Source organism: Collinsella sp. TF08-11AT (assembly GCF_003437035.1).
In the GTDB taxonomy this organism is placed as follows: Bacteria; Actinomycetota; Coriobacteriia; order Coriobacteriales; family Coriobacteriaceae; genus Collinsella.
On record NZ_QSRL01000012.1, the window covers coordinates 28,233 to 42,813 of the forward strand.

A 14,581-nucleotide genomic window follows, 5' to 3' on the forward strand; every position below is an offset into this window, starting at 1 on the left:
TTTGTGGTGCTCAAAATTGTTAACGTACTCAAAACGACACGGGCCCATCTGTCCGGTGCCAAGGAAAGGACTCCCATGACCACCCCCGACGAAAAGACACTCGCCACACTCACCAAGCTGTTCGAGGAGGAGTTTGGCCCCATCGGCGATCGCCAGGTGCTCTATGTGCACGCGCCCGGCCGCTCCGAGATCAGCGGCAACCACACCGACCACGAGGGCGGCCACGTTATCGCCGGCTCGCTCGATGTCGCCGTTGACGGCATTGCCGTGGCGACCGAGACCAACAAGATTCGCGTCGCCGACGAGGGCTATCCTACGTTTGAGATCACGCTTGACACGCTGGATATTCAAGAGTCCGAGAAGGGCACGTCCGCAAGCCTCGTGCGTGGTATGGCCCACGAGGTCGCAGCGCTTGGTGTTGAGCCCCAGGGCTTCGACTTCGCCTTCACCTGCTCCGTTCCCTCGGGCGGCGGCCTTTCCAGCTCCGCTGCCGTTGAGGCCGCATACGGCCGCGCCATGGAGACACTCTGGGGCGCGCCCGCCATTGAGCCCGTCGCGCTTGCGCAGATGAGCCAGCGCACCGAGAACAACTACTACGGCAAGCCCTGCGGTCTGATGGACCAGGCCGCTGTGTGCCTGGGCGGCCTCGCCTACATGGACTTTGAGGATCAGGCTCAGCCTAAGACCCAGAAGCTCGAGCTCAACTTTGAGGATCACGGCTATGCGCTCGTGCTCGTTAAGGTTGGCGCCGACCATGTGGCGGCTACCGACGACTACGCCGCCGTTCCGCGCGAGATGCAGGACGTCGCCGCCGAGTTTGGCAAGGCACGCCTGTGCGAGGTCAACGTTGCCGACTTTGACGCCAAGCTCCCCGAGCTGCGCGCCAAGCTGGGCGACCGCGCTTGCCTGCGCGCCGTTCACTACTGGTACGAGAACGGCCTGGTCGACAAGCGCTGGGCAGCCCTGAACGCTGGCGACATTGACCAGTTCCTGGTCCTGACGCGCGAGTCCGGCGCCAGCTCTGCCATGTACCTGCAGAATGTTGTTGCCAAGCTGGGTTCCGAGCAGCCTTCCATGTATGCCCTGGCGCTGGCCGAGCACGTGCTCGACGGCCGCGGCGCCGTTCGCATTCACGGTGGCGGCTTTGGTGGCACCATCCAGGCCTTCGTGCCGCTCGATCTGGTCGACACCTTCATTGCCAAGATGAACGGCTGGCTGGGCGAGGGCTCTGCCCGTCACTACGCCATCTCTGACAAGGGGGCTTACGCGGCATGGCTGTAATGACTGACGTGCGCGAAGCCGCGCAGAACCTGATCGAGTACGCCATTCATCGATCGATGATCGGCCAGGACGATCGCATCTGGGCATACAACACCATTCTGGAGTGCATCGGCGCCACGGGCCCCGCACTCGACATGGCTTGGGCACTCAAGACCGAGAAGATTTCGCTCTTGCACCCCGATACACTCCCCGACTTTGACCTGGAGGGCACGCTTGCCGCGCTTTCCGAGGCCGCCGTTACCAACGGTGCCGCCGAGAACACGGCGTCAGGCCGCGACCGCATCGCCATGCGCATCATGGGTGCGCTCATGCCGAGGCCTTCGGTTGTAAACGAGGAGTTCAACGGACGTATGGGCGTCAACGAGCCCCGCGCCGCAACCGACTGGTTCTACGGCCTGTGCTGCGACGCCGGCTACGTGCGCCGTGCCGCCATCGCGCGCAACATCAAATGGAGCACCCCCACCAACTGGGGCGATCTTGAGATCACCATCAACCTCTCCAAGCCTGAGAAGGACCCACGCGATATCGCCGCGGCTGGTGCCGCAAAGAACACGGGCGAGAAGTATCCCGCCTGCCAGCTCTGCATCGAAAACGAGGGCTATCCCGGACGCTCCGCCGCAGCCGACGGCGGCGCTCACCCCGCTCGCCAAAATCTGCGCGTTATCCCCATCCAGCTCGACGACGAGCGCTGGGGCTTCCAGTACAGCCCGTACGCGTACTTTAACGAGCACTGCATTGCCATGAGCTCCGAGCATCGCCCGATGCACGTTGACCGCAAGGGCCTGACGTGCCTGCTCGATTTTGTGGACCTGTTCCCGCACTACTTTATCGGCTCCAACGCCGACCTGCCCATCGTAGGCGGCTCAATCTTGTCGCACGACCACTTCCAGGGTGGCGCGCACGAGTTCCCCATGATGCATGCCGCCGAGGTCTCGCAGTTTAGCGTGCCCGGATTTGACCAGGTCAGCGGCACCGTGCTGCAGTGGCCGCTCTCGGTGCTGCGCCTGCGCTCGCACGACCGCGCCCAGCTGCTCGACGCTGCCGAGAAGATTATCCTCGCCTGGCGCGAGTGGACCGATGAGTCGGTGGGCGTCATCGCACGCACAGCCGATGGCGTGGCGCACAACACCGTGACGCCCGTCATCCGCCGCGTCGACTCCCGCGGCAATGCTGGCGGCGAGATCTACGAGGCCTACCTGGCGCTTCGTTGCAACATCACGACCGACGAGCATCCGCTGGGCGTGTTCCATCCGCATGCCGAGTACCACCATATTAAAAAGGAGAACATCGGCCTGATCGAGGTCATGGGCCTGGCCATTCTGCCGCCGCGCTTGGTTCCCGAGCTCGGCGCTGTCCGCGAGCACCTGCTGGCGGCCAAGGCCGATGCCAGCTATGATCTTGCCGGCGCTCTCGAGAGCGACGACCTTTGCCGCAGTCACGCCGCATGGGCGGAGGACGTCTACGCCCGCCGTGCTGACGAGCTTACGGCGGATAACGCCATCGACATCCTGCATGAGGAGGTCGGCGTGGTGTTTAGCCACGTGCTCGACAACGTCGGCGTCTTTAAGTGGGACGAGGACGGACGCGCCGCCCAGCAGCGCTTTATCGACTCGCTGTAATGATCCCTTGGAGACGGAGGAAAACGGATCATTTCGTCTTCAAGACAACGGCGCCCGCCGGCAACATCGCCGGCGGGCGCCGGTTTTGAGTGTAGCCATTGGGGACGTTCTTAAACGACCAGTCATTAAAGAACGTCCCCAATGACTACCCCAAGTGACAACCACGGCGACGCCGATGTTTGGCAACGACAGACACTATGACCCAATCCAGGGGCACGGAAACGACAGGAGCCCCCGCTCGTGACCGCGGGTCGGGGCTGCGACAATGTTGTTGAAGTGCCAGAGGCGCAGCCGCGCCGCAACGAGGTTGGGAGGCTCCCGTGCCTAGATATTCTACCGCCTTCGGAATGGACGTACACCTCAGGTCCACCACCGTCTGCGCGCTCGACGCGGAGACGGGCGAGGCCGTGACGAGGAGGTTCCGCGGCAACCCCTGGGGCGAGGTCGCGGAGTGGATGTCGGGCTTCCCCGGCCCGTCGCTCGCCGCCTACGAGAGCGGCTACCTCGGCTTCGCCCCGCAAAGGGAGCTCTCCGGGCTCGGCGTCGACTGCGTCGTCGCGGCCAGGATGGCCAAGGCGATACTGTCGCACGACGTCACCCCGGTATGGGTGCCGTCCCCCGAGATCGAGGGGCTCAGGGACCTCGCCGCCGCCCACGACGCGGCGACCGCGAGGCTCGCGGCGGCGAAGCAGCGGCTCCTGGCGTTCCTAGCCCGCCGCGGCTATGTCTACGGCGGCACGACGCCGGCCGGCAACCCCCGGAAGTACTGGACGTACGGCTTCCTCAGGTGGCTCGACGGCATACACCCCGCCGACGACGGAGGCATCCGGGCGCTTGCGGCGCTGAGGAACGAGGTCGAGGCGGCCGACGAGACGAGGGAGGCCCTCCTCGCCGAATACAGGGCCGCCGTCGCGGCGGGCCCCCTCTCGGCCGAGGCCGAGGCGCTCCAGTCGATCAAGGGGTGCGGGTTCGCGCTCGCCGCCGCCTTCGCGTCCGAGGTCGGCGACTTCTCGAGGTTCCGCTCCGGCAGGCAGGTGACGGCCTACTTCGGCCTCGCCCCGAAGCAGAGGTCGAGCGCGGACTCCGTGCGCCTCGGCGGAATCAGCGGGGCCGGCAACGCGCTCGTCAGGAAGCTGGCTGTCGAGGGGTCCTGGTGCTATGCCCAGGCCGGCCACCAGCCGAAGCTGATGCCCAAGGGCTCCGGCGTGCCCCTCGAGATAAGGATGCACGGGAGGAAGGGGTCCGAGAGGCTCCTGCGCCGCCGCGAGGAGATGATCGCCCGCGGGATGCCGCAGGCGAAGGCGAACGCGGCCACCGCGGCCGAGCTCGTGAGGTGGCTGTGGGCCCTCGGCACGATGTGCCGGGAGGGCGCGGAATAGACATAAGCCCCCGTCCCGGCGAGCCGGGCAGCCTTCGGGGACACCCCCGTTCTCGCTGTGCGCGCGGCGGCCGCCGCATGCGCGAAGACAGACTAGGGGAACCCCGCCGAAGGAGAGGATTGCGGGCCGCCGGAGCGGTATCCGCGGATATGAGACTGAGCCGAAGGCGTCGATGACATGCCGGGGGCGGACCGGGACGGGTTTAACGGCAGGCCCCGCCGACCGATTGCAAGCGGTCGGCGGGGCCATTGTGGCCCTTGACAGTGGATTGGGTCATATGAGCGAGCGGGCCGCATTTGAGACAAGGTGACGCGAAACGAAAGGGCGCTGACCTTCTGGTCGCGCCCTTGAAGTTGAACGTCAGATTGTCCAAATGCGGCCCGCGCAGCGTCGAGCCGTTACGCGGGTTGGTAAACCCGCGTAACCTTAAAGCTCAGTTACCTCAACGTTGTTGAAGATTTCATCCCAGCGGTCCATGACCAGGTGGCCGGTCTTGGGATCCATGGCGTTGAGCTTGCCGCAGGTATTGGCGGTCTTGAGCACCGTGACATCGTCGGCACCAGCAGCAATGGCATGCGCAAAGCCGGCGATGGTCGAGTCGCCGGAACCCGTCGCGTTCACAGCCGCAATCGCGGGCGTCTTGGCGCGGAACGCGCGGCCCTCATGGAAGCCCACCGAACCGGCAGCCCCCATCGAAACGACAACCCAGGGAATACCGGCAAAGCGGCCATCGGAGGCAAGCGCCTCGCGCAGGGCATCGACATCGTCGGTCGTAAAGGACGTACCCAGCAGGCCGTTAATCTCGGTCAGGTTGGGCTTTACGAGCTCGGGCTTAGCGTCGGACTCCAGCGCGGCCTCCAGCGATGCACCCGAAGTGTCGAGCAGCACCTTGGCGCCCGCCTCCTCGGCAATCTTGACGAGCTCGGCATAGTAGCCGGCATCGACGCCACGCGGCAGCGAACCCGAAAGCGTCACAACATCCGCCTTCGCTGCAAGCTCGGCGAACTTTGCCGTAAAGGCCTCGAGCTCGGCGGGTGCAATCTGCGGGCCGCTCTCCAGCAGCTCAGTCTGATTGCCCTCGTGCAGGATATTCAGGCAAATGCGCGTCTCGCCGGCGATGGGCACAAAGTCGTTCTTGACGCCGTCGGCATCCATAAGCTCGGCCATATAGGCACCCATGTGGCCGCCGAGCAGGCCGGTCGCGAGCACATCGTCGCCCAACTGCAGCAGCACACGGCTCACGTTGAGGCCCTTGCCGCCAGCGGTCTTTTCAGGCGTCACGCGGTTCACGTCGTCGATGATCAGCTTGTCGAGCTGATAGCGCGTATCGATCGACGGGTTCATGGTAACGGTCAGAATCATATTGAACTCCTGTTTCCGGGGCACGACGTGTGCGACCCCAAACATACGATAGCTCTTTAAAGAATCTCGATCTCAAATCCGCGGGTGACGGTCTCCCCCGGCTTGGCAACCAGGCAGCCACGCTTGTGCTCCAGAATATCGTCCTCGTCGGAGCAGGTGGACAGGCCGCCCCACGGTTCCACGGCCACAAAGTCGCCCTCGGGCTTGCTCCACACAATCAGGCACGGCATATCGGGGAACGTCAGGCGCACGCCCTTGTCCTCGGTTTTCTTGGTCAGCGTAACCACGCGGCTGTCGAGCACGTCAAAGATGGTCTCCGCGAAGTCGAAGAGTTCGTGGGTCAGCGGCAGGTCGTGGCCGACCATCGGGTTTTTGCTGCGATGCTCGACATCAATCAGGCCCGTCGAGGGAACGGCGGTACAGAGCTCGGCGGCCTCACGCTGATCAAAACGAAGCTCATAGTCGTCATAGGACTCGCCCTCGTCGAGCGGGCACTTAAAGCCGGGGTGGCCACCCACAAAGAATGGCATATCCTCGGTGCCCTCATTGGTCACCTCGTACGACACGGCCACCTTAGCCGCATCGATCGTGTAGCGCGCGACGATCTTAAACGGATACGGATACTGCTCGAGCAGTTCGGCATGGTCGGCAGAGCTTAGGCTCAGCGCAACCATGTTGTCGCCCTGCTCCTCGAGCTTCCACTCCTGCTTGCGGGCAAAGCCGTGGCGGGCAAGCTTGACCTCGCGGCCGCCCATAGTCATCGCGCGACCGTCACGAAGGCCACCGCAGATCGGGAAACAAATGGGCGCCTGGCCCGACCAGACCGCCGGGTCACCCTGCCACAGGTACTCACGGCCGTTGGCCGCAATAGAAGTGAACGACCCGCCCGCCGTGGTCAACGCCACACGAATCAAACCGTTATCAAGAACAAACTCCATAGGAGCCTTCCCTTTCTTACGACAGCCCGCCAAGTCAATAGGGCTGATAGAAAACCGACCCGCGCCCCCTCACAGAAACGCGAGCCGTCAACGGACTAGTAAATTACGCCGGATACCCGCTAGTCATGGTATTCGCCGCGGTCCCACTTCTCGAGGAACTCGTCAAAGAAGTGCGGGTCGGCCTGAGCCTCGGCGTCGGCCTTGTTGCAGGCGTCGATCTTGGCGATCAGGGCATCGTGCTCGGGGGTCTTCTCGTAGGGCTCCTCCAGGAAGGCAAGCATGATATCGGCCATCAGGAACTCGCCGGTAATCTTGCCGCCAAAGCCCACGATGTTGGCGTTGAGCTCGCGACGGGCATACAGGGCGGAGGTCATGTCGCGAACCAGGGCGCAGCGGGCGCCGGGAACCTTGTTGACGGCGTTGGTGATGCCGATGCCGGTGCCGCACAGGGCCACGCCAAAGTCGGCCTTGCCGCTGGCAACGGCCTCGCCCACGGCCTTGCCGTAGATGGGATAGTGCGTACGGGTGTGGCTGTAGGTGCCGCAGTCGAGCACCTTGTAGCCAGCCTGCTCCAGGCGGTCGGCCAGATAGATCTTCTCGTCCGTAACGATATGGTCGCAACCGATTGCGATGGTCTTCTTCATCAGAACGTCCTTTCGTCTGAATTCACAAGTTGAGGTAGAAGTTCGAGTTCTCGGTGGCTCTCGTTAGGCCATCTTGTTGAGCATGTCGACACGGATCTGGTGACGGCCGCCGGCGTACTGGGCGCGCAGGAACTCGCGGGCGATCTTCTTGGCGACCTCGGTGCCCACAACGCCCGGGCCCATGGTGACCATGCGCGAGCCGTTGTGCTCGCGGGTCATGTAAGCGGAACGCTCGTCGGAAATGTTGGCGACGACCATGCCCTTGATCTTGACGGCGGCCATATAGGATCCGACGCCGTACTTATCGAATGCGAAGCCCTGGGAATCCTTGTGCTCCAGCAGGTCCTTGGCAACGGCGGTCGCGGAATCGACAAAGTCCGCGGCAGGGATCTCGGAATAGTCGACGACCTCGTGACCGTCGGCGATGAGCATCTCCTTGATGGACTCCTTCATCGACATACCGTCGGCATCGGAAGCGATTACAACCCTCATGACATCCTCCTTGAGAGATACGCAGGTGCGTAGTTTCTGTTTGGAAGTGTTGAATCGCGCTCAGGTCCGGGCATCTGAATGTGCGGTTCTTCACTGTTCATGTTTATTTGAACACATTCGAACACCGACTGCAACAATAATTTGTTTATCTTTGTTCTTTTTTGAACAAACACCATTCACGGATGATTGCTGACCGTTTGAGCCCGGCGCGGATGTAGCGCCCACGTGTTCAACAAACAAAAGGGCGACCGAGAACGTGTCTCGGCCGCCCTTCTCACGGTTGATCTTCCAAAGATCGCGTTGTCGCCTACTCAGACTGCCCGCTCTTCTTGGCATGTTTGGACGGAGCGCTCAGAAAACGGCCCGTCAAATAGTTCGCCGGGCCAGAGATATCGATCCCCAGCAGCACGTGTCCTAGCCATAGGAACGCCACGAGCACCAGTAGAGGAATCACACACGAGGTCACGATCATCACGATGACGCCTTCGATCAGATCGGTCACCTGCCGCACGATCTCGTCGGTCATCTGCTTGGCACTACTGGTTACCGACGTGACCAGGCTGGAGGCCCCGTCAGTCAACTGCTCGAGTACGTTTTTGGACTCCGTGGCCTCGGACTTTTTCTTGTTCGATTTTGAGCTGGTCTCGCCTGACTTGTCCGTGGTATCGGTCTTTTCCGCAGCGTCCGCTGCCTTTTGCTCAGCTTGCTCAATACTTACGCGATACGTTTCATCGACCTTCTGCGACACCCATACGCTTGCGGGCACAAGCGCCATGCCGATCATGGCGACTACCAGCACGCGGGTCGCCACGCGGCGCAGGACGGCACTCGTGCTCCAGCGTCCGTGAATGCCAAGCGAGACCGCAAAGAGTACCAACGCAAACGGGATTAAGATGCCCAAGCCAACCGACCACAAAATCGTGAGCAAGTATTTCTCTAGGTATAGCACGGCAAGCACGATACCGAGGTTGCCTGAAAGCTGTGCGAGCTGCTCGGCAACCGGCGTTCCCGTATCACCCGGCAGCGCCGTGATGCCCGCAGACAGGGCAACGCACGAGGTCGTGAGCGCCAAAACGTTGCCCTTCTTTTGATCGATAACCTCGATGGTGGAGTCCCAAGTCTTGGTATCGGCAAAATGTGGGCGTGCGACAAATCCCGACAGCAACGCCAGCACCACGAGCGCAACGATAAAGCCAATCTGCAGCTTTTTATTTGCGCACACGACATCGGACAGGCTGGGCTGCAGCTCGGTTACCGTCGTGTGCTCGGTTATCTGGACAGGACGCCCATGAGCCATCTCGTGCGCGTCTCTTTTTTGTATTGACCCGTTATCCGGCATTTGGATACCTCCTCAGTCCGGCGTTTAATGTGAAAGGAAGTATACCCACCCAGCGAAAAACCGAACGGCAAGACGAACGGGCACCAAGACTGTCCCCAATGACTATTTCGGGATGAGTTGCGGTGGAATAGGGATTGTTTTGCGCCCGCCGGTCCCTATTCAGTCCCTATTTCACCGCAACTTGGAGGAGTGCAGAAAAAGCCCTGCCGCGGGTAGCGGCAGAGCTTTTGGAAGGGGACTTGGTTGTGAGAGCTCGTTAGGCGAGCTTAGCCTCGAGTGCGGCGATGCGCTTATAGGCATCGATGGTAAAGCGGGTCTGCTTCTCCAGGATCATGGTGGTCATGAGAGTGTCCTGAGCGTGAGCCATGATGAAGGTCATCTCCATCTCGCCGCCGCCGGCCTCCTGCGAAAGCAGCTTGGTCTGCGTGTCATGGGCGCCGATAAGTGCATCGCTGGCATCCTTGTGCAGCTGCTCGGCCTTCTCAAAATCACCCTCGCGAGCAGCATCGAGCGCTGCAAGCAGATCGGTCTGGGCGTCGCCCGCGTATGCGACAATCTCGAATCCAACCATCGAGATTTCTTCTTTGGTTGCCATATTGCGTTCCTTTCACATATGAACCAACGGAGAGCATCGCGTCCGGGCATACGCGCTGCGCTGTGTATGGCAGGAACATTAACATTCAAACAAAAAAGAACAGCGCAAAACGTAATTTCGAGCTATGAACGGTTGCTTTTCGCCCGTGAACGGTTTTTAAACCAATCTGAACATTCTCGAACACAATTAGCGGCAACCCAAACAGGTCCGCACCCTAGCGTACATAGCGCACCGTATCGCCCTCGACGAGCACACCCGGAAACAGCATGTGCTCCACACCGGGTGCAGCGCCCTCGGCGCCGGCAATCTTGTCGACCGCCCACATGCCGACGCGCTTGTTGTCAAAGCGCACCGTAGTCAGGCGACGATCGGGCACGATATCGCCCAAACTATCGTCAACACCCACCACGCTTACGTCCTCGGGCACGCGCCTTCCGCACGACTCGAGCCCGCGAATGCAGCCGTAGGCCATGGCATCGTTGGAAGCATAAATGGCCGTACAGGTCGGATCGTCCGCCAGAGCCTGACCGGCAGCATACCCGCTCCGTGCCGTCCAATCGCCACGGACGAGTCGCGGCGGCTCAATACCATGCGCGCGCAATGTCTCACGCCAGCCCTCCTCGCGTTGCATGCCCGAAAGCGAGCGCTCGGGGCACGAGATAAAGTGCACGGTCCTGTGCCCCTGCTCCAACAAGTACTCGACCACCTGGCGCGAGCAATCGAACTGGTCGTTATCGACCGTTGAACAGAGCGGGTGCTCCAGCATGGTAACGAGCACCGTCTGCATGCCGGGCAGCGGCTCAAAGGTGCCAAAGTCCGCCGGCATGCGGTTCATGATCACGACCATGCCGTCCACCGGCAGTGCGCTCATGCGCGACGATGCGCTCTCGAGGGTATAGGGATGTCCATCTACTTTAGTAAGGGTGATGGCATAGCCGTGCTTGTCGGCGGCGGCGGCAAAGCCCTCCATGCGGTCGAGATTGCCGGTGCCGGTAATGTTGAACATGGCGACGCCGACGGTCTTGAACTTGCCGCGACGCAGCGAACGGCCGGCAAAGTTTGGACGATACCCCAGCTCGCGCATGGCGGCACGCACGCGCTCCTTGGTCTCGGGACGCACGCTGGGCGAATCGTGCACGGTGCGCGAGACCGTCTGCTCCGAGACGCCCGCGAGACGCGCCACGTCCTTAACGGAAACCGATTTTTTAACAGCGGCCATAGGTCGATCTTTCTATGTCAACGATGCCATCGCGGACATCCCAACAGACAAAATGAACGCCTCCAAGTATATCCAACGCCTCCCCGCAATACGCTTACCACCCAAAACCTACCGTTCACCGACAATCCCGCTTCCCCGGACGGCTTTTGTCGTCCAAATGTTAACGTTGCCATTGCGCAAACACAGGGCCACCGGGCGGCTCAAACGTTCACGCGTAAGGAATCGATGGTTCGCAGGCACAGGAACCACCGGTTCGCGTCTTTTTTTGTGTCGCAAAATGGCAACGTCAACATTTTGGCAACCGAACGCCAAGAGCTACCATCGTTGCTAACCCACCGACTCTTAGGAGCATTGTATGGAGCAACTCATCGCCATCATCGAAAAGGGCCAGCCCTTTTTCAACGCGATCGCCCGCAACAAGTACCTCAAGGCGATCCGCGACGGCTTTATCTCCGTCATCCCCATCATCATCTTCTCGTCCATCTTCTGTCTGGTAGCCTCGGTCCCCAACATCTGGGGTTTCTACTGGCCCGATGACATCAACAACGCCCTGTGGAAGTGCTACAACTACTCCATGGGCATCCTGGCCATCGCCTGTGCCGCCACCACGGCCAAGCACTTCGCCGACGCGCAGAACCGCGACCTGCCCAAGAATAACCAGATCAACTTTATCTCGTGCATGTGCGCGGCCATCATCGGCTTCCTGCTCCTTTCGAGCGACACGATCGCCACGGACGCCGCCAGCGGCTTCAACACCACCTACCTTGGTTCCAAGGGCCTGCTGACCGCCTTCATCGCTGCGTTTGTGACCGGCATCATCTACAAGTTCTTCATTAAGCGCAACATCACCGTCAAGATGCCCGAGCAGGTTCCGCCCAACATCTCGCAGACCTTTAAGGACATCATCCCCTTCTCCGTCTGCATCACCGTCTTTTGGGTCTTTGACATCGTCTTCCGCGCTGCCTTTGGCTTCTGCTTTGCCCAGGGCGTCATCCAAGTGTTCCAGCCCCTGTTCACCGCTGCCGACGGCTACATCGGCCTCGCTGTGATCTACGGCGCTATGAGCCTGTTCTGGTTCGTCGGCGTCCACGGCCCCTCGATCGTCGAGCCCGCCATCGCCGCCGCCCTCGTTGCCAACATGACCGACAACCTAGCTGCGTTCCAGGCTGGTCAGCACGCTTCCGCTGTCCTGACCCAGGGTGCCCAGTACTTCGTCGTCTGCATGGGCGGCACCGGCGCCACGCTCGTCCTGGTCTTTATGTTCTGCTTCCTGGCCAAATCCCAGGAGATGCGTGCCGTCGGTAAGGCAGCCATCGTCCCCGTGTGCTTTGCCGTCAACGAGCCGCTGCTGTTCGCCGCACCCATCGTGCTCAACCCCGTCTTCTTTGTCCCGTTTGTCTTTGCTCCGATCGCCAACATCTGGATCCTCAAAATCTTTATCGACTTCTTGGGCATGAACGGCTTTATGTACACCCTGCCTTGGACCGTTCCCGGCCCCATCGGCACCATCATGGGCTTGGGCTTCCAGCCGCTCGCCTTTGTGATGCTCGCCCTCATCTTGGTCGTCGACTTTGTCCTGTACTATCCGTTCTTCCGTGCCTATGACGCCCAGAAGTGCGCCGAGGAGGCCGAGATCTCCCAGGAGGAGCTCGCCGCCAAGAACGCCGAGAAGGCCGCCAAGCTCAACGACGCCTTCCAGGGCAAGGCCGATGCCAAGAGCGTTGCCGCCGGCGCCGCAGCCGAGGCCGTGAAGGCCAACGCCCCCACCGCTTCCACAGCACCCGCTGCCGAGGCAACGACCGCCAGCGACCTCAACGGCAAGCGTGTGCTCGTGCTCTGCCAGGGTGGCGGAACCTCGGGCCTGCTCGCCAACGCGCTGGCCAAGGCTGCCAAGGAGCGCGGCATCAATCTGGAGACCGCTGCCGAGGCATATGGCAACCACGTCGACATGCTCCCCGACTTTGACCTGGTCGTCCTGGCCCCGCAGGCAGCCAGCTACCTGGGCGACCTGCAGAAGGATTGCGAGCGCGTGGGCAACAAGTGCGTCGCCTGCCGCGGTAAGCAGTACATCGAGCTCTCCCAGAACGGCGACAAGTCTCTCGCCTTCGTCTCCGAGCAGCTTTCGAAGTAAGTAACGCCTAGGGCCAGCCGACCATCCAAGACCGGCTGGCCCTTCGATTTAGACGATTGGATCATCATGTCCGTTAACCCTGCTAGCGTCACCAACCCGCCTGCGCAGTTTCCCGAGGACTTTGTCTTTGGCGGCGCCACTGCTGCCTACCAGGTAGAGGGCGAGACCCGCACTCACGGTAAGGGCAAGGTTGCCTGGGACGACTTTCTGGAAGCCCAGGGTCGCTTCTCTCCCGATCCCGCCTCCGACTTCTACAACCAGTATCCGGTGGACCTGGAGCTGTGCGAGGAGTTTGGCATCAACGGTATTCGCCTCTCCATCGCCTGGAGCCGCATCTTCCCCGAGGGCACCGGCAAGGTGAACCCCGAGGGCGTGCAGTTCTACCACAACCTCTTTGCCGAGTGCCACAAGCACCACGTTGAGCCGTTTGTCACGCTGCATCACTTCGACACGCCGCTGCCCCTCTTTGAGAAGGGCGACTTCCTCAATCGCGAGACCATCGACGCCTTTGTGGACTTTGCCACCTTCTGCTTTAAGGAGTACGCCGACCAGGTAACCTATTGGTTCACTTTTAACGAGATCTGGGCGGACGCCTCCAACACCTACATCGAGGGCACCTTCCCCGGCGGCGTCAAAGCTCATCTGGCCGAGGCCTTCCAGTGCGAGCACAACATGATGCTCGCCCACGCCAAGGCCGTGCTGGCCTTCCACAACGGCGGTTTTAGGGGCAAGATCGGCGTCATTCAATCGCTGGAGTTTAAGTATCCGCTCAACGAGAACGACCCCGCCGACATCAAGGCCGCCAATAACGAGCACGTGCTGCAGAACCAGTTCTTGCTCGACGCCACCTTCCGCGGGGACTATGCTCCCGACACCCTCGAGTGCGCCAACCGCCTGGCTGCCGTCTCGGGCGGCGCCATCGAGATCCTGGACGATGATCTGGAAATCATGCGCGAGGCCGCGCTCTACAACGATTACCTGGGTGTCAACAACTACCAGTGCCGCTTCCTCAAGGCTTACGACGGCGAGAACGACCTGCACCACAACGGTACGGGCGAGAAGGGCACCGGTCGCTGGCGCGTTAAGGGTATTGGCGAGCATGTGAACAAGCCCGGTATCCCCACCACCGACTGGGACTGGATTATCTATCCCGAGGGTCTGTTCGATCTGCTCGTCTACATTAAGCAGCGCTACCCCAACTACAAGCAGATCTTCATCACCGAGAACGGCATGGGCTACAAGGACCCCTACAAGGACGGTTTTGTGGACGACCAGCCGCGCATCGACTACATCGAGCAGCACCTGCGCTGGCTGCTTAAGGCCATGGAGGTGGGCGTCAACGTGGGCGGCTACTTCCTGTGGAGCCTGCAAGATCAGTTCTCCTGGACCAACGGCTACAACAAGCGCTATGGCTTCTTCTACGTAGACTTTAAGACCCAAAAGCGCACGCCCAAGGCGAGCGCCTACTGGTACAAGCACGTGGCGGAAACCCGTCGCCTGGACTAGTGCCTTGCGGCGAGCGAGATGCCCCGCTCACACAACCTGCCCCCATTTCTCAGCCGGGGGCGGCACGTCACACGGC

At 61.4% G+C, this 14,581-nt stretch carries 12 protein-coding genes; 5 read left to right on the top strand and 7 right to left on the bottom strand.

Features of this window, described 5'->3' with window-relative positions; translation table 11 throughout:
- The first annotated feature begins 75 nt into the window (after positions 1-75).
- The 3 genes from DXC79_RS07925 to DXC79_RS07935 all read left to right on the top strand — a co-directional run bounded on the left by DXC79_RS07925 (position 76) and on the right by DXC79_RS07935 (position 4,279).
- Complete coding sequence (locus DXC79_RS07925) at positions 76-1,281, top strand: galactokinase family protein (RefSeq protein WP_117635786.1); 1,206 nt, start codon at positions 76-78, stop codon at positions 1,279-1,281.
- Positions 1,272-2,900: a UDP-glucose--hexose-1-phosphate uridylyltransferase gene (locus DXC79_RS07930; protein WP_233503082.1), complete on the top strand. Its 1,629-nt coding sequence runs from the start codon at positions 1,272-1,274 to the stop codon at positions 2,898-2,900. The genes DXC79_RS07925 and DXC79_RS07930 overlap by 10 nt, the downstream gene beginning before the upstream one ends.
- A gap of 320 nt (positions 2,901-3,220) precedes the next feature.
- Positions 3,221-4,279: a transposase gene (locus DXC79_RS07935; protein WP_147327490.1), complete on the top strand. Its 1,059-nt coding sequence runs from the start codon at positions 3,221-3,223 to the stop codon at positions 4,277-4,279.
- A 426-nt stretch (positions 4,280-4,705) separates the two neighbouring features.
- Here the strand turns inward: DXC79_RS07935 and DXC79_RS07940 are convergent, their stop codons facing one another.
- From DXC79_RS07940 to DXC79_RS07970, 7 genes are all read right to left on the bottom strand, one after another.
- A complete protein-coding gene (locus DXC79_RS07940; protein ID WP_117635788.1) occupies positions 4,706-5,641 on the bottom strand; it encodes a hexose kinase in 936 nt (311 codons plus the stop codon).
- Between the two features lie 56 nt (positions 5,642-5,697).
- On the bottom strand, positions 5,698-6,579 hold the full coding sequence (locus DXC79_RS07945) for an aldose 1-epimerase family protein (protein WP_117635789.1): 882 nt from the start codon (positions 6,577-6,579) through the stop codon (positions 5,698-5,700).
- A gap of 119 nt (positions 6,580-6,698) precedes the next feature.
- Positions 6,699-7,223, bottom strand: coding sequence for a galactose-6-phosphate isomerase subunit LacB (lacB, locus tag DXC79_RS07950; protein ID WP_006234831.1), 525 nt, complete (start codon positions 7,221-7,223; stop codon positions 6,699-6,701).
- A 63-nt stretch (positions 7,224-7,286) separates the two neighbouring features.
- Positions 7,287-7,715, bottom strand: coding sequence for a galactose-6-phosphate isomerase subunit LacA (gene lacA / locus DXC79_RS07955; protein WP_117635790.1), 429 nt, complete (start codon positions 7,713-7,715; stop codon positions 7,287-7,289).
- Positions 7,716-8,022: 307 nt separating this feature from the next.
- A complete protein-coding gene (locus DXC79_RS07960) occupies positions 8,023-9,012 on the bottom strand; it encodes a hypothetical protein (protein WP_117635791.1) in 990 nt (329 codons plus the stop codon).
- A gap of 298 nt (positions 9,013-9,310) precedes the next feature.
- Positions 9,311-9,649, bottom strand: a complete 339-nt coding sequence (locus DXC79_RS07965; protein ID WP_089572387.1) for a PTS lactose/cellobiose transporter subunit IIA — start codon at positions 9,647-9,649, stop codon at positions 9,311-9,313.
- A gap of 214 nt (positions 9,650-9,863) precedes the next feature.
- Entirely contained in the window at positions 9,864-10,868 is a 1,005-nt protein-coding gene (locus tag DXC79_RS07970; RefSeq protein WP_117635792.1) for a LacI family DNA-binding transcriptional regulator, read from the bottom strand.
- A 355-nt stretch (positions 10,869-11,223) separates the two neighbouring features.
- Here DXC79_RS07970 and DXC79_RS07975 point away from each other — a divergent pair, with 355 nt between their 5' ends.
- Both DXC79_RS07975 and lacG read left to right on the top strand, forming a co-directional pair.
- Positions 11,224-12,999 (top strand): PTS lactose transporter subunit IIBC, encoded by a 1,776-nt coding sequence (locus tag DXC79_RS07975; protein ID WP_117635793.1) that lies wholly within the window; start codon positions 11,224-11,226, stop codon positions 12,997-12,999.
- A gap of 66 nt (positions 13,000-13,065) precedes the next feature.
- Positions 13,066-14,505 (top strand): 6-phospho-beta-galactosidase, encoded by a 1,440-nt coding sequence (gene lacG / locus DXC79_RS07980; protein WP_117635794.1) that lies wholly within the window; start codon positions 13,066-13,068, stop codon positions 14,503-14,505.
- Positions 14,506-14,581: the final 76 nt, after the last annotated feature.